Origin of the sequence: Actinopolymorpha sp. NPDC004070 (genome assembly GCF_040610475.1) — a bacterium.
Classification (GTDB): Bacteria; Actinomycetota; Actinomycetes; order Propionibacteriales; family Actinopolymorphaceae; genus Actinopolymorpha.
Window position 1 is genome coordinate 68,664 of record NZ_JBEXMJ010000016.1, and the last position, 18,757, is coordinate 87,420.

Annotated in this window: 16 protein-coding genes; 9 read left to right on the forward strand and 7 right to left on the reverse strand. The window is 69.3% G+C overall.

Features of this window, described 5'->3' with window-relative positions; genetic code table 11:
- Window position 1 precedes the first annotated feature (1 nt).
- Together ABZV93_RS25300 and ABZV93_RS25305 are read left to right on the forward strand one after the other, a co-directional pair.
- Window positions 2-2,389, forward strand: coding sequence for a beta-galactosidase (locus ABZV93_RS25300; RefSeq protein ID WP_354940560.1), 2,388 nt, complete (start codon window positions 2-4; stop codon window positions 2,387-2,389).
- 16 nt (window positions 2,390-2,405) lie between these two features.
- Window positions 2,406-2,966 (forward strand): GrpB family protein, encoded by a 561-nt coding sequence (locus ABZV93_RS25305; protein ID WP_354940563.1) that lies wholly within the window; start codon window positions 2,406-2,408, stop codon window positions 2,964-2,966.
- Between the two features lie 8 nt (window positions 2,967-2,974).
- Here the strand turns inward: ABZV93_RS25305 and ABZV93_RS25310 are convergent, their stop codons facing one another.
- Window positions 2,975-3,877 carry an AraC family transcriptional regulator gene (locus tag ABZV93_RS25310; RefSeq protein WP_354940566.1) on the reverse strand — a complete coding sequence of 301 codons (903 nt, stop codon included), beginning with the start codon at window positions 3,875-3,877 and terminating at the stop codon, window positions 2,975-2,977.
- A gap of 111 nt (window positions 3,878-3,988) precedes the next feature.
- Here ABZV93_RS25310 and ABZV93_RS25315 point away from each other — a divergent pair, with 111 nt between their 5' ends.
- The 4 genes from ABZV93_RS25315 (at window position 3,989) to ABZV93_RS25330 (ending at window position 7,800) form a co-directional block, all read left to right on the forward strand.
- A complete protein-coding gene (locus tag ABZV93_RS25315) occupies window positions 3,989-4,570 on the forward strand; it encodes an NAD(P)H-dependent oxidoreductase (RefSeq protein ID WP_354940569.1) in 582 nt (193 codons plus the stop codon).
- 11 nt (window positions 4,571-4,581) lie between these two features.
- Window positions 4,582-5,091 (forward strand): nucleoside deaminase, encoded by a 510-nt coding sequence (locus ABZV93_RS25320; RefSeq protein ID WP_354940572.1) that lies wholly within the window; start codon window positions 4,582-4,584, stop codon window positions 5,089-5,091.
- Window positions 5,092-5,364: 273 nt separating this feature from the next.
- Complete coding sequence (locus tag ABZV93_RS25325) at window positions 5,365-6,255, forward strand: hypothetical protein (protein WP_354940575.1); 891 nt, start codon at window positions 5,365-5,367, stop codon at window positions 6,253-6,255.
- Window positions 6,256-6,288: 33 nt separating this feature from the next.
- Window positions 6,289-7,800, forward strand: coding sequence for a cobyric acid synthase (locus tag ABZV93_RS25330; RefSeq protein ID WP_354940578.1), 1,512 nt, complete (start codon window positions 6,289-6,291; stop codon window positions 7,798-7,800).
- Between the two features lie 65 nt (window positions 7,801-7,865).
- Here the strand turns inward: ABZV93_RS25330 and ABZV93_RS25335 are convergent, their stop codons facing one another.
- Entirely contained in the window at window positions 7,866-9,911 is a 2,046-nt protein-coding gene (locus tag ABZV93_RS25335; RefSeq protein WP_354940581.1) for an HNH endonuclease, read from the reverse strand.
- A 312-nt stretch (window positions 9,912-10,223) separates the two neighbouring features.
- Between ABZV93_RS25335 and ABZV93_RS25340 the strand changes: the two genes are divergently transcribed.
- A complete protein-coding gene (locus ABZV93_RS25340) occupies window positions 10,224-11,006 on the forward strand; it encodes an aldolase/citrate lyase family protein (protein ID WP_354940584.1) in 783 nt (260 codons plus the stop codon).
- Window positions 11,007-11,008: 2 nt separating this feature from the next.
- On the opposite strand, the gene ABZV93_RS25345 is transcribed toward ABZV93_RS25340, so the two are convergent.
- Window positions 11,009-11,914: a helix-turn-helix transcriptional regulator gene (locus ABZV93_RS25345; protein ID WP_354940587.1), complete on the reverse strand. Its 906-nt coding sequence runs from the start codon at window positions 11,912-11,914 to the stop codon at window positions 11,009-11,011.
- Window positions 11,915-12,025: 111 nt separating this feature from the next.
- Here ABZV93_RS25345 and ABZV93_RS25350 point away from each other — a divergent pair, with 111 nt between their 5' ends.
- Window positions 12,026-12,787 (forward strand): SDR family NAD(P)-dependent oxidoreductase, encoded by a 762-nt coding sequence (locus tag ABZV93_RS25350; RefSeq protein ID WP_354940589.1) that lies wholly within the window; start codon window positions 12,026-12,028, stop codon window positions 12,785-12,787.
- A 43-nt stretch (window positions 12,788-12,830) separates the two neighbouring features.
- Here ABZV93_RS25350 and ABZV93_RS25355 read toward each other — a convergent pair whose 3' ends face one another.
- The 4 genes from ABZV93_RS25355 to ABZV93_RS25370 all read right to left on the reverse strand — a co-directional run bounded on the left by ABZV93_RS25355 (window position 12,831) and on the right by ABZV93_RS25370 (window position 17,338).
- The gene (locus ABZV93_RS25355) at window positions 12,831-13,676 is read right to left on the reverse strand and encodes an NAD(P)-dependent oxidoreductase (protein WP_354940592.1); all 846 of its coding nucleotides are present in this window, start codon (window positions 13,674-13,676) and stop codon (window positions 12,831-12,833) included.
- Between the two features lie 178 nt (window positions 13,677-13,854).
- Window positions 13,855-14,868, reverse strand: coding sequence for a carbohydrate ABC transporter permease (locus ABZV93_RS25360; RefSeq protein ID WP_354940595.1), 1,014 nt, complete (start codon window positions 14,866-14,868; stop codon window positions 13,855-13,857).
- A complete protein-coding gene (locus ABZV93_RS25365; RefSeq protein ID WP_354940598.1) occupies window positions 14,865-15,806 on the reverse strand; it encodes an ABC transporter permease subunit in 942 nt (313 codons plus the stop codon). Before ABZV93_RS25365 ends, ABZV93_RS25360 begins: the two co-directional genes overlap by 4 nt.
- A gap of 2 nt (window positions 15,807-15,808) precedes the next feature.
- Entirely contained in the window at window positions 15,809-17,338 is a 1,530-nt protein-coding gene (locus tag ABZV93_RS25370; RefSeq protein WP_354940601.1) for an extracellular solute-binding protein, read from the reverse strand.
- A gap of 245 nt (window positions 17,339-17,583) precedes the next feature.
- Here ABZV93_RS25370 and ABZV93_RS25375 point away from each other — a divergent pair, with 245 nt between their 5' ends.
- Complete coding sequence (locus tag ABZV93_RS25375; RefSeq protein WP_354940604.1) at window positions 17,584-18,735, forward strand: GntR family transcriptional regulator; 1,152 nt, start codon at window positions 17,584-17,586, stop codon at window positions 18,733-18,735.
- Window positions 18,736-18,757 lie beyond the last annotated feature (22 nt).

Consider the following 18,757-nt stretch of genomic DNA (forward strand, 5'->3'; position numbering starts at 1 on the left):
CATGACTGCTGTGGAGAGCGTCCGGCTCAGCCGGCGCAGACTGCTGGTGAACGGCAGGCCCGAACTGGTGTTCGCCGGGGAGGTGCACTACTTCCGGCTGCACCGCCGCGACTGGGCCGACCGCCTGGACCGGCTGACCGAGGCCGGCTGCACGGCGGTGGCGAGCTACATGCCGTGGCTGGTGCACGAACGCCCCGACGGCGACGTCGACCTGCGCGGGCACACCAGCGAATACCGTGACCTGGTTGGCTTCCTGGACCTCGCGGCCGAGCGCGACCTGCTGGTGATCGCCCGGCCCGGGCCGTTCGTGATGGCCGAGCTGAAGAACGAGGGCATTCCGTACCGCGTCTACCGCGAGCACCCGGAGATCCTCCCCGTCGGCTGGGACGGCAGGCCCGGAACCACCCGGACGGTCGACTACCTCGCGCCAGGCTTCCTCACCGAGGTCGACCGCTGGTACGCCGAGATCATGCCCGTGCTCGCCGAACGCCAGGTGAGCCGCGGCGGCCCGGTCGCCGCGGTCCAGTTGGACAACGAGATCGGCATGTTGTCCTGGGTCAGCAACACCCCGGAGCTCACCGACCAGACGTTGGCCGACTTCGCCGCCTGGTCGGCGAAGCGCTGGGGGAGCGACGGCGTGCGTACGCGCTACGGACTGGACCCGGACGACGTGCCGGCCTGGCGGGACGGTGTGCGCTCCCCGGCGCGGGGTTCGCTCGCGCTGCACCACGACCTGTCGGAGTACCACCGCGACCGTTACGACCGCTACGTCACCCACCTGCGCGACAGTGCGGAGTCGCACGGGCTCACCGACGTGCCGTTCCTGATCAACCTCCACGGCACCGGCGGCGGGCGTGGCCGGACGTACCCGATCGGAATCAGTCAGCTCTATCCCTCCTACCGCGGCAAGCCGCGGTTGACGTCGGGTTCGGACCACTACCTGGGCGACCTGACGGTGGAGAACGTCGCCGACCTCTACGTGATGAACGCCTTCATGGCGGCGGCGCACGACGAGGACCAGCCGCTGACCTCGCTGGAGTTCGAGTCCGGACTCGGCGACTACGGCGAGGACCTCAGCCGGCAGGTTCCACCGGAGGCGCTGGACCTGAAGACCCGGCTGTGCGTCGCCCAGGCCAACCGGCTGGTCAACTACTACCTCTTCGCCGGCGGCCACAACCCGCCGCTGGAGGAGGCGGTCGGCGACGGCAACGACCGGATCGCCTTCACCGGCGAGCGGCACGGGTTCACCGCGCCGATCGGCCCCGAGGGTGTGCCCAACCCGTCGTACCCGGTGCTGCGCGACACCGTGACCGCGGTGCGTGGAGCCGGGCACCTGCTCGCCGACATGGACGAGGAGTACGACGACCTGGCGCTGGCGTTCGTACCCGACCACTACCTCACGGAGTACTGCCACCCCGGCGACGACGCCCGCCGGAAGGTCGTGGCCGAACTGGAGCGGTTCCGCGGCATGGGGTCTCGGGACGTCGTCGCCCGGGCGATGCTGCTGGGCGGGTTCTCCTTCCCGGCCGTCGACCTGCAAGCCGACCTTGACGCCGACCCCGCCGGCAGTAAGGCGGCAGGGCGGGCGATCGTGCTGACCAGCGGGTCGACCCTGGCTGCCTCCGTCCAGCAGCGGCTCGCGGACTTCGTACTCGCCGGCGGGCGCCTGCTGCTGGCCGGACTGCTGCCGACCCGCGACACCGACGGCTCCGCCTGCACGATCCTCGGCGACGCGCTCGGCGTGACCGGCGGTGAGATCGTCAACGGGAACGAGCGCGTGTTCCCCTCCGTCCGGGCCGAGGACTGGACCACCGCGCACGCGGAGGTCCGGGTCGGTGTCATGCAACACCTGGTGCCGGGCGAGGATGCCGAGGTGTTCGTCCGGGACGTCACGACCGGCAACCCGGTCGCGGTGGAGGTGCGCGCGGGTCGCGGGCACGCCCTGGTGCTGGCCTGCGACTACATCTGCGACCTCGACTTCTGGCGAGCGCTGCTGGCACGCCTGGGGGTCCGGCCGCGCTACACCCACGACGCCGCCGCGCCCGGGATCGTGGTGACGTCCACAGTGGACGGACACGGCCAGCGGCTGCTGCACCTGATCAACGTCGGCCCGGTGGACCAGGCCGTCGTCGTCAGCGACGCGTCGGGCCCGTTGTTCGACGGTGCGCCGGTTCACCTCCCGGCCCGCTCCGGGCGGATGCTGCCGCTGAACGTACGCACCGAGGACGGCGTCCTGGCCTGGTCCACCTGCGAACTCGCCGGGGTCAGGGATGGTGCCCTGCTGGTCCGGCGTACCGGCGTGGGCGATGCGATCCGCTTCCACGGCAGGGATCCCCACGCCTGGCCGGACGCCCGGGAGGCGGCGGGCCAGGTCGTCGCGGTGCCGTGACTCCTACAGTGGTGCGGTGATCACTGTCGCGGAGTACGACCCCGCCTGGCCGGGGCGCTTCGCGGCGCTGCGGGACGAGTACGAAGCGGCGATGGCGGCGGCCGGTGTTCCGGTCGTCGCCATCGAGCACGTCGGCAGCACGTCCGTCCCCGGCCTGGCCGCCAAGCCCGTCATCGACTGCGACATCATCGTCGGCGAGGCGCACGTGGACGCGGCGAGCGAGGTCCTGGTGTCGCTCGGATTCGTGCCGCTGGGGGAGCTGGGGATCCCGCAGCGGTGGGCGTTCAGAGCGCCCGAACGGCTGTCCGGCACCCACACCTACGTGATCGTGGACGGCAGCCTGTCGTTGCGCAACCACCTGGCCCTGCGCGAGGTGCTGCGGTCGGACGCCTCGCTGCGCGAGGAGTACTCCACCGTCAAGCGGGCTGCCGGCGCCCGCGCCGCCGACACCGACGAGTACGGCCGGCTCAAGACCGACATGGTGCAGAGGATCCTCGCGGCGGCGGGGCTGACCGAGGCCGAGCGGGCATCCATCGCCGGCAACCAGGTGCCCTCCCACACCGAGCTGCCCCGCTAGAACGAGCCTCACCCGCGCCGTCGGTAGGCCCCTGGCGCGGTTCCGAACTCCCGCTTGAACGCGTTGGCGAACGCGAACTCCGAGGCGTAGCCCACCCGCTGGGCCACCGAGTGCAGCGAGCTGTCGGTCTCGCGGAGCAGCCGGGCGGCGGTGGTCAGCCGCCACCAGGTGAGGTACGCCAGTGGCGGTTGCCCGACGAGGGTGGCGAACCGGCGGGCGAACGCGGCCCGGGACAGTCCCGCCTCGGCGCCGAGGCTCTCGACGGTCCAGGGACGACCGGGGTTGCGATGAATGGCCGACAGTGCCGTACTGACAGGGCGATCCCTGAGCGCGGCTGCCCATCCGGTGCCCTCGTCGCAGTCCTGATCCTCCGTCCACGCCCGAAGGACGAAAAGCAGCAGCATGTCGAGCAGCGCGGGTATCGCCGCGTCGGTTCCGGGCCGCTGGTCCTGCACCTCCCGGCCGAGGAGGTCGATGGCCGCGCGCAGCGAAGGATGGTGACCCAGCCTGGCCGGCAGGTGAACGTACTCCGGCAGCTCCAGCAGCATCGGATGGGCCCGTGAACGGTCCAGCCCGTACGCCCCGCAGAGGAGCACGGTGGTCAAGCCGTCGCCGTCGGCGGCGGTGTCCGCGGCGGTGTCCGAGGCGGTGTCGGCGCCGGAGAGGGGAGTCGTGGCGCTGTCGGCCAGCGCGTGTCCGGCGCCCCGCGGTGTGAACACCACGTCGCCGACGCCGAGCGCGACCGGCTCCGCCCCGGACGGGAGCAGGACGGCGGATCCCTGCAGGATCACGTGAATCCCCGATCCCTGGACGGGTGAGTACGAGCGGCGCCAGGGAGCGCGGTGGGTGATCAGATACGACGCGGGTTCTCCCGTCCGCATCGTGGCGACCAACTGGCTGAGCGCGTCCACGCCCGTCAGCGTATCTCCGTCTGCCCCGGACCTGGTCACGAAGACGCTCGAGTATGGCCACGAGACTTTCACGCATGGGACGTCTTCCCCGTGGTCCGTACGGTCGAACCCATGACCAGAGTGGGAATCATCATCGGAAGCACCCGGCCCGGGCGGAACGGCGAAGCCGTGGGCCGCTGGGTGCAGGAGGTCGCAAGCGCTCACGGCGGCGGGGAGTACGAGCTCCTCGACCTGGCGGCCTTCGACCTGCCGCACCTGGACGAGATCGTTCCGGCCGCGGCGGGGCAGTACGCCCTCCAGCACACGCGGCGCTGGGCGGAGACGATCCGCGGCCTCGACGCCTTCGTCTTCGTCACGCCGGAGTACAACCACTCGATGCCCGGCGTCCTGAAGACGGCTCTCGACTTCGTGTACGCGGAGTGGAACCACAAGGCCGCCGGCTTCGTCGGGTACGGCGCCGACGGCGGGATCCGCGCCGTCGAACAGCTCCGCCAGGTGATGGCGCATCTGAAGGTGGCCGACGTCGGACCACAGGTCACGTTGTCACTGTGGAACGACTTCGTGAACATGAGCGAGTTCCGGCCCGATCCTCGGCACGAGGCAAGCCTCACGACCATGCTCGACGAGCTCCTCAGCTGGGCTCGCGCGTTGCGCTCGGTGCGGAACGAGACGGTGCCGGAGCCGGTGGGCTAGTCTCCCCGGGCATGGAGCCTGGACACCACGAGGCCACCGGACTCACGGACGCGGATCGCGGCTACCTGCGCCGGTGTGTCGACCTGGCGCGGGAAGCGCTGGACGACGGTGACGAGCCGTTCGGTTCCCTGCTCGTCGACGATCAGGGAACCGTCCTGTACGCCGACCGCAACCGCGAGAAGGGCGGTGACGAGACTCGGCACCCGGAGTTCGAGATCGCCAAGTGGGCGGCGTCGAATCTCTCACCGGAGCAGCGCCGCGACAGCGTCGTCTACACCTCCGGGGAGCACTGCCCGATGTGCAGCGCGGCTCACGCCTGGGTGGGCCTGGGCCGGATCGTCTACGCCACGAGCACGCAGCAGCTGGTCGCCTGGCGGACCGGATGGGGTGCGCCACCAGCGCCCGTCGCGCCGCTTCCGATCACCACGGTCGCGCCCGGTGTCCCGGTGGCCGGCCCCGATCCCGAACTCGCCGACGAGGTCCGCGGCCTGCACGCCCGGCCGCTGGGGGTGCAGGAGTAGTTCGTACGCCTGCGGGCGTCGGGCCGCAGCACCCGGCGTACTCGCCGGGCCAACTCACCGGGTTCCGCCTGGAAGATTCGTACCCCAGCCCGAGAGACTACGGCGCACTCCTTGTGCGAGCGCCATGTCTCGATTCTGGCACGCGGTGTTAACGGTACGGACAAACGCGGCGCTGCCCGCCCCACGTCGCTTGACGGTCGTCCGCTGCAGGCTCATCCTCGCGGGCACGTGGAGCGGACGCGGTGTCGTCGCGCGGCTCCGAAGGGGTGTGACATGACAACCGATCCCACCGCCGCCGGCGCTCGTGAGCTGATTCGGCGTACCGACCTCTATCTGCGGCTCGGGATGGTCCTGCTGGTGTTGTTGCTGGCCGCCGCCATCACACTGGAGCGGTTGCGGTACGGCTCGCTGCTGGACTCCGTCAGCGCCTACTACTACACGCCCGCGCACGCGGTCTTCATCGCCTGTCTGTGTTCGCTGGGGGCGTGCCTGATCATCTATCCCGGGCGCACGGGGTTCGAGGACGTGATCCTCAACGCGGCGGGGTTCCTGGCGTTCCTGGTGGCGTTCGTACCCACCAGCCGCGGTGCGGCCGAGTGCGACCCGCGGCGCGCCTTCTGCGACATCCCGTCCTCGACGATCGCGGCGAACGTGGCCGCGGTGTTGTTCGTCGGCGGTCTGGGCCTGCTGGTCGCCTATCTCCCACGGGGTCCGCGTACGCGCAGGGGTGCCTCACGGGAGGTCGCCAACCTGCACGCCAGGATCGCGCTCCACGTGCTCACGATCGGGTACGTGCTGTTGCTGGCCGGCTTCTTCGCCGACCGGCTCGCCTTCCTGCGGATGGGGCACGGCTGGTCCGCCCTGGTGTTGTTCGCCGGCCTGATCGTCGTGGTCGTCAACTCGGGCTTGCACTCGGATCGTCAAGGAGGACGGCGCGTCTGGTACTGGGTGATCCTCGCGGCCGTGCTGCTCGCGATGGTGGTCATCTGGATCGCCGGGAAGCGCGGCGCCATGGAGCACTGGGTCTTCGTGGAGGAGTCCATCGTGATCGGCGGCTTCACCATCTTCTGGATCACGCAGAAGGTGGCCGAGGTCTGGGTCGGTCCCGAGCCCGATCCTGAGTCCGGTGCCGAGCCCGGTTCCGAGGCAAGGGTCCTCGCGTGACGTTCCCCTCGCCGGCATGACATCCTCGGCAGGGTGAGAGGACAGGGCGAGCGGGCCGGAACCCTGCTGGTGGCCGGCACGACGTCCGATGCGGGCAAGACGGTGGTCACCACCGCACTGTGCCGGGCGCTGCGGCGGCGGGGCTGCCGGGTGGCGCCGTTCAAGGCGCAGAACATGTCCAACAACTCGATGGTCACCGCGGACGGTGCGGAGATCGGCCGCGCGCAGTGGGTGCAGGCGGTGGCGGCCGGTGCGGAGCCGGAGGTGGCCATGAACCCCGTACTCCTCAAGCCCGGCAGCGATCTGCGCAGTCACGTGGTGGTGATGGGCCGTCCGTACGGCACACTCGACGCTTCGGACTTCCTCGGCGGGAGGGGCGCGCTGGCCCGGGCGGCGTTCGAGGCTTTCGACGATCTGCGCGGGCGCTACGACGTGGTGGTGTGCGAGGGCGCGGGCAGCCCGGCGGAGATCAACCTGCGCCGGTTCGACTACGTGAACATGGCGCTGGCCCGGCACGGACGCACCCCCACGATCCTGGTGGGCGACATCGACCGGGGCGGGGTGTTCGCGTCGATGTACGGCACGCTGGCGCTGCTGGAGCCGGCCGACCAGGCGTTGCTGTGTGGGTTCGTGGTCAACAAGTTCCGTGGCGACGTGGGCCTGCTGCGACCCGGGCTGGACAGCCTGGAGGAGCTGACCGGGCGACCGGTGCTGGGCGTGCTGCCCTGGCAGCAGGGTCTGTGGCTGGACTCCGAGGACGCCCTCGCACTGGAGTCCCGTCCCCGGCCGGACTTCGCGGCGCCTGGTGAGCGGCTGCGGGTCGCGGTGGTGGTGCTGCCGCGGATCAGCAACTTCACCGACGTCGACGCGTTGTGCCTGGAGCCCGGCCTGGACGTGGAGTTCGTACGCGACGCCCGCGCGATGGGCTCACCGGACGTCGTGGTGCTGCCGGGCACGCGGGCCACGCTCGACGACCTCGCCTGGCTGCGGCAGCGAGGGCTGGCCGACGCGATCACCGCCCATGCCGCCCGCGGCGGGGTGGTGCTCGGCATCTGCGGTGGGTTCCAGATGCTCGGCCGCGAGGTGCGCGACCCGGACGGAGTGGAGGGACCGGCCGGTGCGCGTGCCGACGGGCTCGGCCTGTTGGACGTACGAACTGTCTTCGGCCCCGACAAGGTGCTCCGGCTGCCGACCGGTGAGGCGCTCGATGCGCCGGCCGACGGTTACGAGATCCACCACGGCCGGGTCACGCTCGGGTCGGACGAGGCATTCCTCGGTGGCGCTCGGCGAGGCTCGGTGTTCGGGACCATGTGGCACGGCAGCCTGGAAGGCGACGCCTTCCGCCGTGCCTGGCTCGGTGAGGTGGCATCAACCCTCGGGCTGGACGTCGCGCTGGGGGAGGTCAGCTTCGCCGCGGCCCGTGAACGCCGCATCGACGACCTCGCCGACGCCGTCGAGGAGCACCTCGACCTCGATGCCGTCGTACGCCTGGTCGAGGACGGGTCGCCCGCGAACCTTCCAGTGGTGAAGGGTTCGCTGGCATGAGGAAGTCACGCGAGAGGGCTGGTGCGTAACGGAGCGCTGAGCTCACCGGGGAACACGACGGCCGCTCAGAACGGTGGTAGGTCACCTTCGGGCGTTCCCGTCCTTGTCCCGGCGGTGGCGGTTGCCGGTTCGGCTGGTGCCACGGGGTCGGTGAGGGATGGTGCTCCGCTGCGGTACTGGCGGCCGTAGGGGTCAGTGAGGGTGTGTTCGCCGGGTCCGGTCTGTTGCAGTTTCCACTCGCGTTCTGTCTTGGCTTTGTGGTGGCGCGGGCACAGGGGCGCGATGTTGTCCACGGACGTCGAACCGCCGTCGGCGTGTTCGGTGTTGTGGTCCAGGTGGCAGGTCGCTGCCGGTCGTCGGCAGGTGGTCCACACGCAGCGTTGGTCGCGGGCGTGTACGAGTTCTGCCTGCAGTCCGCGCAGGAACCTCGCCGGTAGCGGATGCAGGTGCAACAGGCGTCCGGTGACCGGGTGGGTGACCCCGACACTGAAGCGGGCTTCGGGGTTGGTGAGGTTGTTCGCCACCAACCTGGTGGCTACCTCGGTGATGATGGGTCCGAACCCGCCGAGTTCACCCGGTTGGGTGGACAGTCCCATCAAAGTGGTGAGCGGGATGTTCAGCTGGATCTTCGAGCGCGTTCGTATCGCACCCCAGCTCGGCTGCGTGGAAGACCAGGGCGGCAGTGTGGGTGGTGGTGGCGGGTTGTCCGTCGGCGGATCGGGCGGATCGGGCGGATCGGGCGGATCCGGTGGGTCTGGCGGTCCAGGCGAGTCGGTCGTCTCGTCGGGTCGGCGGTTCAGCTGTGGGATCTCCCCTGCAGGCCGAGGGCCGGTGGTGGAAGTGGCGGCATTCTCATCGGTCGAGTTGTCTTCCGCCGTGTTCTGCTCGGCTGCCACGTGGGCGGCGGTGTCGTGAACCGGGACGCCGTTCCTCGCGGCCGCGCCGCACACGGTGCACCTGGGGACCGGCGTCGGGGAGCAGTCACCGCACTCACACCAGCTGTCGTGCAGGGCGTGGTCGGGGTACCGATGAACGGGGCAGTGCTCCTGCTCGCCCTGCTCAGTCTCGCCCTGAGCCTGCTCCTCCGACCGCTGCTCCGACTCACCTTCGGACTGTGACTCGTCGTCGGTATCGGCGTCGGCCTGCCCCTGCGGGACGTTGCCGTGCGCGGCACGAGCCTGCGCGGTGTCGTCCTCCGCGGGGTGGTCCTGCCCAGCCACGTTCGGCGCGGCTTCGTCCTGCGCCGACCGATTCTTCGTGTTCTTGCTCTGACCGGGTTGGGCGGGGGCTGAGCAGTCGATGATGTCGGCGGCGCCGCTGAGCAGGGAGTAGGCCACGTCCGCACGCAACTGGCCCAGGTTGCGCGGGTCGCCGGTGGACTTGACCGCGCGGGCGATGGCGTCGACGTAGCCGTACGCCTCAGCTGCCTGGTCGGCTGACAGGCCCCGGATGGACAGGTCGGCTACACCATCGACAGACGGCCAGATCGCCACGTCACGGTCTGATCGCTTGGCCTTGTGCCGCTTGGCCGCTGCTTCGGGATCGGCCTTGACCACCTCGGCCTCGACCTTCGCCCGCAACAACCCACCCCGCAGCTCCAGCACCTTGGGGAAGAGGGCGTCCTCGATCGCTCCCCACAGGTCGGGCTTGGCGTCGGTGATCCGGTCGATAATGATGCGCACCTCGTTGAACTCCAGGTGCCCACTCGCCAAAGCCTCACGCACCTGCGGCAGCCGAGGCAGCGCAGCGGCCGTCACCACGTACTGGTGGGCCCGGTAGCCGCTCCACCCCAGCAACGGCTCCAGGATTTCCGGCGTCATCAGTTCCGGAGTGACACTGCGTTCGGCCGGATCGTCGGGCATGCCGTTGGGGGCGTAGGTCAGTTCGTTCACCGCGGCCAGGCAGGCGGCTTCCGTCCAGCACCCCTGCCGCCGCGTCCCCTTGACGAACTCCTCCAGTTCGTACCCGTTGCACGCGGCCAGATCGACCGAGGCGATCGCCGCCGCCAGCTCCGGCCCGCCCGGCAGGTCAGCGAACCCCGCAGGCAGCACCCGACGACGACCCGGGCCTTCACCCGGGTCGTCGTCGGAGCACTCACCGGCGTCGCGCATGTGTTCGAGTCTACCGAACAAGATCGACAATTGCGCACGGGAAACAGCTTGTCCACAAAGGAATCTGCGTCAACCGCAACTTGCGCGAGAGGCGGGTTCACCCTCTCGCGTACGGCCTCCCTCGGACGGCCGGTCCAGCCCCGGCCGGTACGAATCCACACCCGCAGCCGAGAGCGGCCCTGCTGAGACTGCTGGAAGCGGACACACCGAGCGACAACGCAAGGCCGAGCCTGCTTGGATTGGCGTACCGACACGATCAACCGGTCGACTTCGCGAGTCTCGTCGGCCACGACCCAGGTGAGGAGTGGTTCGGTGAGTGGTCTTGCGACCGAGTTCGCCGCCAGGATTCGTCGACGGGAAGGGGCCATCGGCTACTGGTCGGCCATCGATGCTCCGGTCGCGACCGAACGCATCGGCCGGCTCGGGTACGACTACGTGGTGCTCGACGGGCAGCACGGCCTGATCGGCTACTCCGGGATCCTCAACGGCCTGATGGCCATCGACGCCGGCGCGCAGGCGGTCGGAATGGTACGAGTGGAGGACAACCACCTGACCCCGATCGGCCGCGCGCTCGACGCCGGTGCGGCCGGAGTGATCGTCCCACTCGTGAGCACCCCGGCCGAAGCGGCTGCCGCCGTAGGCGCCACGCGGTATCCACCGCTCGGCAGACGTTCGTACGGACCGATGCGGTCGGGTCTGCGGATCGGTCCACGCCCGGAGGAGGCGAACGCGGACACGCTGGTGTTCGTGATGATCGAGACCCGCGAAGGGCTGGAGAACGTCGAGGCGATCTGCCGTACGCCCGGACTGGACGGCGTCTACGTCGGGCCTTCGGATCTGGTTCTGGGGCTCGGAGGAGCGTTCCCGGGAGACCCGGCCGTGGCCGACGAGTTCGAGACCGCACTCCGTGCCGTGCGGGACGCCGCGAAGGCGGCCGGCGTCGCCGCCGGGATCCACACCCACGACGGCCAGGTGGCCGCGAAACGGCTGGCCGAGGGGTTCACGTTCGCCAGCGTGGCCTCGGACCTGCTGCATCTGGAGCAGGCGGCCGGCGCGCACCTGTCCGCGGCGCGCGGCGGAGGGGCCGACCGCTGACGTCAGTGTCCGCCGGTGGACGAGCGCCCGTGGGTTCGTGAGCGCCGAGCGGGTGCGAGGTCCTGGGTCCCCACGACGCGCAGCAGGGCCAGGGCCTCTGCCTCGGAGGTGCCCGGCGCCGCGGAGTAGACGACCAGCAACTGGTCGGACTCGGGGATGTGGAGGGTGTCGCACTCGAGCGTGAGTTCGCCGAGAGACGGATGGGCGACCGTCTTGGTGTGGCTGCGCCAGGTGGACGCGTCGACGTCGGCCCACAGTCCGCGGAACTCGGCCGAACCCTTCCGCAGGTCCCCGATCAGCCAGCGCAGGTCCGGGTCGTCGGGGTAGCGGCCGGCCGCGGCGCGGAGGTTCGCGACGGTCTGGGCAGCGGTCTGGGCGCGTTCCTCGGCGGAGCCGCCGATCACGCTGCGCGGCGGCTCGTCCAGGTCGGGCAGGAACCGGAGCCGGGCCTGGTTGCGCCGCTCCGGTGCCAGGGCCGACCAGTCGCCGAGCAGCGCCGACGACATCGCGTTCCAGGCGAGGATGTCGCTCTTCGCGCTGAGCACCATCGCCGGGAGGTCGGTGAAACGGTCGATGAGGCGCAGGACGCCGGGGCGTACGTGCATGTCGATCCGGCCCTTCCGCGGCGGCGTACCTCCCGCGACGTGGAAGAGATGATCACGTTCGTCGGTGTCCAGCCGCAGCGCCCGGGCCAGTGCGGACAGCACCTGCTCCGACGGCTGCGGCCCACGGCCCTGCTCCAGCCGTACCACGTAGTCGACGCTGATCCCGGCGAGCTGGGCGAGTTCCTCCCGCCGGAGCCCGGGCACGCGACGGTGCCGGCCCACCGGCAGCCCCACCTCGCCGGGGCCGACGCGCTCGCGGGCGCGCCTGATGACCCGGGCCAGTTCCTCGCGGTTCACCCTCACCCGTCCAGCATGCCCACGGCCACCGGGCCGCGCCAGCCGCGGGGGTGGGACTGCCGGTCCCACGATCAGCCGGTCCTGGCAGCTCTTTCCCGGCAGCCGCAGGGTGGATCCATGACCGAGAAGCGAACGCACAGCGAGAACGACAACACCAGCAGCCACGACCGCACCACCGTCCTGGTCACCGGCGCCAACAAGGGCCTGGGCCTGGAGACCTCCCGCCGGCTGGCCCTGCTGGGCTGGACCGTCTGGATGGCTGCCCGCGACGAGCAGGCCGGCCTTGACGCCGCGGCCAGGATCAGGACAATCCAGCCGGATGCCGACGTACGCCCCGTCGTGCTTGACGTCACCGATGACAAGTCCGTCTTGACGGCGTACGACATCGTCGCGGAGTCGGGCACCGGACTGGACGTCCTGGTCAACAACGCCGGCGTGGCCGGTTTCCACAAGACGACACTGGAGACCGTGCCCGCGGACTTCCTTCCGGTGTTCGGCGTGAACGTGCTCGGCCCGGTGCGGGTGACGCATGCCTTCCTGCCGTTGCTCACCGCCTCGCCAAGCCCTCGGCTGGTGATGGTGTCCAGCGGCCTGGGATCGATCGCCCTGGTCAACGATCCCGAGCGCACCGAGTCGGGCGTACCGGGGATGGTCTACCAGTCCTCCAAGGCGGCGCTGAACATGATCGCCAACCAGTACGCCAAGGCACTGCCGGGCGTTCGGGTCACCACCGTCGACCCCGGCTACACCGCCACCGATCTCAACGGGCACCAGGGCACCCAGACCGTCACCGAGGGCACCGACGCGATCGTGACCGCCGCGTCGGCCGACACCGTGGCCGGCCCGCACATCGACCGGCACGGCGCGATCCCACGCTGATCACCGCTGATCCACGTTCAGGCTCGACCTCCGGCGACCCCTGCTACCGACCGTCGCCGACGAGATGGCGGGCGTGGAACCCGAGCAACCGCTCGGCCCTGGTGATGACGTACGGCGTCTGCCGCCCGACCAGTTCGGTGCGTACCTCGCTGGTCGGGTGGTAGCGCGCGACGAGTTCGGCGGTCGGCCGGTCGGCGAGGGTGTCGGGCGCCATGACGTACACCGGATGAAATCCCGGCACGTCACTCTCCACCCCGAGCCGGATCGCCTCGGCCGCGTCCCGCAGGTCGAGGTAGGCCCACAGTTCGCGCACCGCCTCCGCCGGGTCGGCGCGTACCTGCGCGGCGCGCTCGGCCAGTGCCTTCGCGTGGGTGGTGAACGGGAAGCGGTAGGCGAGGATCGGCATGTCGAACCGCCGGTGGATCATCGCCGCGGTGGCCTCGTCCACCTGTTTGGACAGGCCGTAGGATTCCTCCGGCCAGAACGGATGGTCCTCGTCGATCGGTACGTACGCCGGGGAGTTGACCTCGCGGGCCCACGCCAGCCCGAGCGCGGAGACGCTGGAGGCGATCACCGCCCGGCCCACCCCGGCCTCGGCGGCGTACTGCAGCACCACCAGCGTCGCGCAGGAGTTGTTGACGAACACGTCCTCCGGCCGCCCGAGTGGTGCGGGTGTCGCCGCGAGGTGCACCACGGCGTCGACGCCGTCCACTGCCGGCGCTACCGCCGCCGGGTCGGTGGCGTCCCCGCCTAGGACCTCGACGCCGGCGGTCTCCGGCGGGGTGTCGTCCTCGCGTATCAGCGCCCGCACCTCGTGCCCGGCCTCGACCAACCGGGCGGTGGCCGCTCCACCGATGGCACCGCCGGCCCCCGTGACAAGAATCCTCATGGCTTCCTCTGCTCCTCGGCCTGTCGCTGACGCGGCTCCGCCCCGGTGCCCTCGATCCATCCCGTGACGCGGAACCACTCCGGTCGCCCCCGTCCGTTCCTACTACGGGCCGGGGGACACGTCCATGACAGGGATGGGAGTGATCCCTACTGCCCAGCCGTGGGCCGTTCGGCCCACGTCAGCCCTTCACGGCACCGAGGATGATGCCCTTGACGAAGTACCGCTGAAGGAACGGATAGGCGAGCAGAATCGGGACGGTGGAGAAGATGATCGTCGCCGCCCGGATGTTCTCGGCCGAGATCACCATGCGCTGCAGGTCTTGCGTGGGCGCGTTCATCCCGCCCATGCCGAGCATGCTCTGGTCGATGATGATGGAACGCATCACCACCTGCAGGGGCCACTTCGAGCTGTCGGTGAGGAAGAACAGGCCGGTGAAGAAGTCGTTCCAGTGCCCGACGCCGTAGAAGAGCCCGATCGTCGCCAGCACCGGCTTGGACAGCGGCAGGACGATGTGCCACAGGACCTGCAGATCCGAGGCGCCGTCGATGCGCGCGGACTCCTCGACCTCTGCCGGGATGCTCCAGAAGAAGTTCCGCATCAGGATGAGATTGAACGGCGACACCAGGCCGGACAGGACCAGCACCCACACGCTGTTGATCAGGCCCAGGTTCTTCAGCAGGAGGTACGTGGGGATGAGACCCGCACCGAACAGCATCGGCACGATCACGATCCACATCAGGAGGCGGTACCCCGGAATGTAGGTCTTCGACAGCCCGTACGCGGCGGTGGTGGTGAAGAAGAGGTTCAGACCAGTGCCCACCAGGGTGGCGAACACCGTGATCCCGAACGACCGCATGAGCACCGGCGTCTCGAAGATGTAGTGGTACGCCTCGATGGTGAACCCACTCGGGAACAGCATCAACGGATGGGCTGCGATCCCCACGCTCGAACTCGCCGACCGGGCCAGCATGTTGAGCATGGGCAGCAACGTGAGCAGGCCCAGCACGACCAGGACGACGTGAATGAGGGTGTCGGCCCACCACGGGTTGCGGTCGAGCTGGCTGCGTCCGCTCGGGGCCGTGACCGCGGTGCCGCGTACGAGCTCGGCGTCCGAGGATCCGGCAACCGGCGACGCGGCATCCGGTGACGGCGATCCGAGTGGCTGGGTGCGTGGTTCTCGTGAGCTGGTCACCATATCGATCTCTGCCCCATTCTGCGCAGCACGTGGTTCGCGGTCACGATCATCACCAGGCCGACGACACCCTTGAACAACCCGACCGCCGTCGCGGTCTCGAACTGCGCGTCCAGCAGCCCGATCCGGTACACGTAGGTGTCGATGATGTCGCCGACGTCCAGGACGGCTCCGTTGTAGAGCTGGAAGATCTGGTCGAAGCCTGCGTCGAGCAGGTTGCCGAGCGACAGCACCAGGAGCACGGCCATGACGGGACGAAGGCCCGGTAGCGTCACGTGCCAGATCTGGCGCAGCTTGCCTGCGCCGTCCACGCGCGCCGCCTCGTACAACTGCGCGTCGATGCCGGACAGCGCGGCGAGGTAGATGATCGCGCCCCAGCCGAACTCCTTCATGATGCCGGTGAGGACGACCACCGAGCGGAACGTGTCGGGGTTGGTGAGGAAGTTGACGCGGTGCCCGCCGGCGTCCAGCAGCAGGGTGTTGAGCAGTCCGCTCGGACCGAGGATGTTGATGACGATGCCGGCGAACACCACCCACGAAAGGAAGTGCGGGAAGTAGGTGACGGTCTGGATGCTGCGCTTGAACCACCGGGTGCGTACCTCGTTCAGCAGCAGCGCGAAGATCAGCGGCACGGGGAAGCCGAAGAGGATGCGGTAGAAGCTGATGAGGAGTGTGTTGCGGATCAGCTGGGGGAACTTCTCCGAGGAGAACACCGTGCGGAAGTTGTCCAACCCCACCCAGGGGCTGTCCCACATCCCGCCGAACACCTTGAAGTCCTTGAAGGCGATCTGCAGGCCGACCATCGGCAGGTAGGCGAAGATCACGAAGTAGACGAGGGTGGGCGCGATGAGCAGGTAGATGGTGCGGTATTGCCAGATCCGCGCCGCCCTGGAGCGACGGGCGAGTCCTACGGGGGCGGCTCGCGCGACCGTGCGCATGCTCATAGGGATGCGTACCGAGGCTTGGACTTGTCCTTCTGCAGCCGATTGACCTCGGCGATGATCGTGTCACCGCCCGCGGCGCGCCACTTGTCGACGGCCCGTAGCCAGTCCTGACGCGTGGCCTTGTGGTTGATGATGGTGCTCTGCGTCGGCTTCTGCAGCAGGTCCTCGAACAGCTGCGTCCCCTTCTTCACCTCGGTGGGGGACATGACGGTCGGGTCGCGGTAGTCGGTGTACGCCTTGGCGGTGTACTCGGCGAACTTTCCCTTGACGTAGTCGAACCGGTCGGCGACACCGGAGGCCTCGAAGCCGAGCTTCATCGAGTCCCAGTCCAGCTTCTCGTCGTACGGGTCCAGGAAGTGCAGCGGCTCCTGCTGAGGACCCTGGTACGCCTTGTCCCGTTCGTTGTCCGGGATGGGCACCCGCTTGCCGTCCACGACCTTGTACGTCTTTCCGGCCACTCCCCAGCGGCGGAACGTCGACCCGTCCGTGAGCGTCCAGTCGAGGAAGCGGAAGAACCCGTCGGCGTCCTTGATCTTCGCCGACACGTAGAACCCGCGGTCCATCGGAAACACCACCCTGTTTCCGCCCAGCTCGCCCAGCGGGGACACGACGCCCACCCGCGCGTCGGGGACCACCTTGCGAAGGTCGGAGGAGATGCCGGCGTAGGCGCCCCAGTGTTCGATCGCCATCACGGTCTTGCCGGCCTTGAACTTGTCGGTGGAGAAGTTCGGCTCCTTGGCCACCCCGTAGTCGGGGTCGAGCAGTCCCTTCCTGTGCACGTCCTGCAGCCAGAAGTAGAGGTCGATCTCCTTGTCCTTCATGAACCACGGTATGAGCCGGTGGGCGTCGTCCGGCGCGGGTTCCCAGCCGCTCTTGGCGACTCCGAACGACGTGGCCAGCTCCTTGGCGTGCCACTCGTACCCCATGGTGAACGGCACCAGCTTCGGGTACCTGCTCTTGAGGGCGGACAGCGTGGTGACGAACTCCGGCAGGGTCTTCGGCTCGGACAGGTTCGCCTTTTCGAACAGGTCCTGACGGTAGTAGAGGAAGAACGGAACCTGCGGCCAGATGAGGTTCGGGATGAAGTAGGTGTCCCCGTTCTTGTCCTTCAGCGTCTCCCAGATGGTGTCCGGAACCGCCTTGCGGACCGCGGGATACTTGTCGAGGTACTTGTCGATCGGCAGGAACGCGCCCTCGTCCTGTGCCTCCTTCCAGGTCCCGCTCACCGGGCCGGATCCCCAGATGACGTCGGGGATGTCACCCGAGGCCAGGATCGTGTTCACCTTCGTGTCGTAGTCGATCACCGGGATGATCTGGGCGCGGATGTCGACGTGGGCCTTCTTCTCCAGCGTCCGTTCGTACGCGCCGTTCTTGGTGTACGTCGCAGGGCCCCAGGTGGGGCGCAGATAGCTGAAGGTGGTGACCCCGCCCGATACACCGCTCCCTCCACCGCCGGCCGAGCTGCACGCACTGACCGAGACACTCCCCAGCAGCGCGCCGGCGAGGAACTGACGTCGTCTGAGCATGTCGGATCTCCTAGCGACTTGGCCGGACCGAGCACATGCGAGTGAGACGTGACGAAAGGACCGAGCCTGCTGGTGAGAGGAGAAACCGCCAGGGTGCGAACAGGCTGTGGTCCAGGCGTCTCGAAAAGTAGTAATCGCCATGTCAACATGTCAATGATGGCGTCCGATTCTGCTCGACGGCAGAGTCGCACCCGTGCAGTTGACACAATGAATGCGGCACCAAGTCCGACGCGACGAAGGACACGATGACCGCACACGAGAGCACGCGGCGGATTCCGCTGTACGAGTCGGTGAAGGCGTCCCTGCGTGCGACGATCGCCCGTGGCGAGTACGTTCCGGGGACGCCGTTCGTCACCGAACGCGGGATCTGCGAGAAGTACGGCGTCAGCAAGACAACGGCGGTGCGCGCGCTCAACGACCTGGTGGCCGAAGGCGTCCTGGTCCGCCGTCAGGGCAGCGGGACGTATGTCGCCGAGAAGGAGTCAGCGGCACCCGCGGCCGGCCGGGCGGCGGGCACCTCCGGTCGCCACCCGACGATCGCCTGCGTGCTGCAGGGTCACGGCGGTACGCACGTCGAGCGTCTGCTCGGGGGAGTGGCGGCCACCTGCTCGGCGTTGGGCTACCGCATGTTCCTCGTGTACTCCGACAACGATCCCGAACGCGAGGCGCAGGCACTCCGCCAGGCGCTGGACTCCGAGGTGGACGGCATCCTGCTCTACCCGGCCGAAGGGACCTCCCACGCCGGCCTGTTCGCCGAGATCCGGCGCCGGAACGTTCCGCTGGTCATGATGGACCGCTACCGGCCGGACGTGCCGACGGACGCGGTGGTGGCCGACAACCTCGCCGTCGGCTACCAGGTCACCCAGGAACTCCTCGCTCTCGGGCATCGGCGGATCCTCACGTTGTGGAACGAGATCGACTGCTCGAGTGTCCGCGACCGGTTGACCGGCCACGTCCAGGCCCTGCGCGACCACGGCGTCCCGGTCCGGCCCGACCTCACGGTGCTCCGCAGGTACGAGGGCCGCCCGGGACCCGGCGTGACCGGAACGATCGAGGCGCTGCTTTCGCGGCCGGATCCCCCGACCGTCCTGCTGTGCGGCAACGGCTACACGCTCGCACAGGCGGCCGAGAACGTCGTGGCGCTCGGCATGGAGATCCCGGGTGAGCTCGACCTCGCCGGGATGGACGACTCCGGGCCGTTCAACATCCTGCCGCTCACCGCGGTCGCGGCCACCCTGCCCTCGCGGGAACTCGGCAGCGAGGCGGTGCGGCTACTCCATTCGCGGATCGGCAGCACCGAGCCCTACCGCGACGTCCGCCGGGTCGTCCTCCCGATCGGCGTCCGCACAAGGGATTCGGCGCCGGGTCATCTGCGGGTGCACCAGCGCGGGAAGTGAGCGAGCCCGGGCGGATGATGGA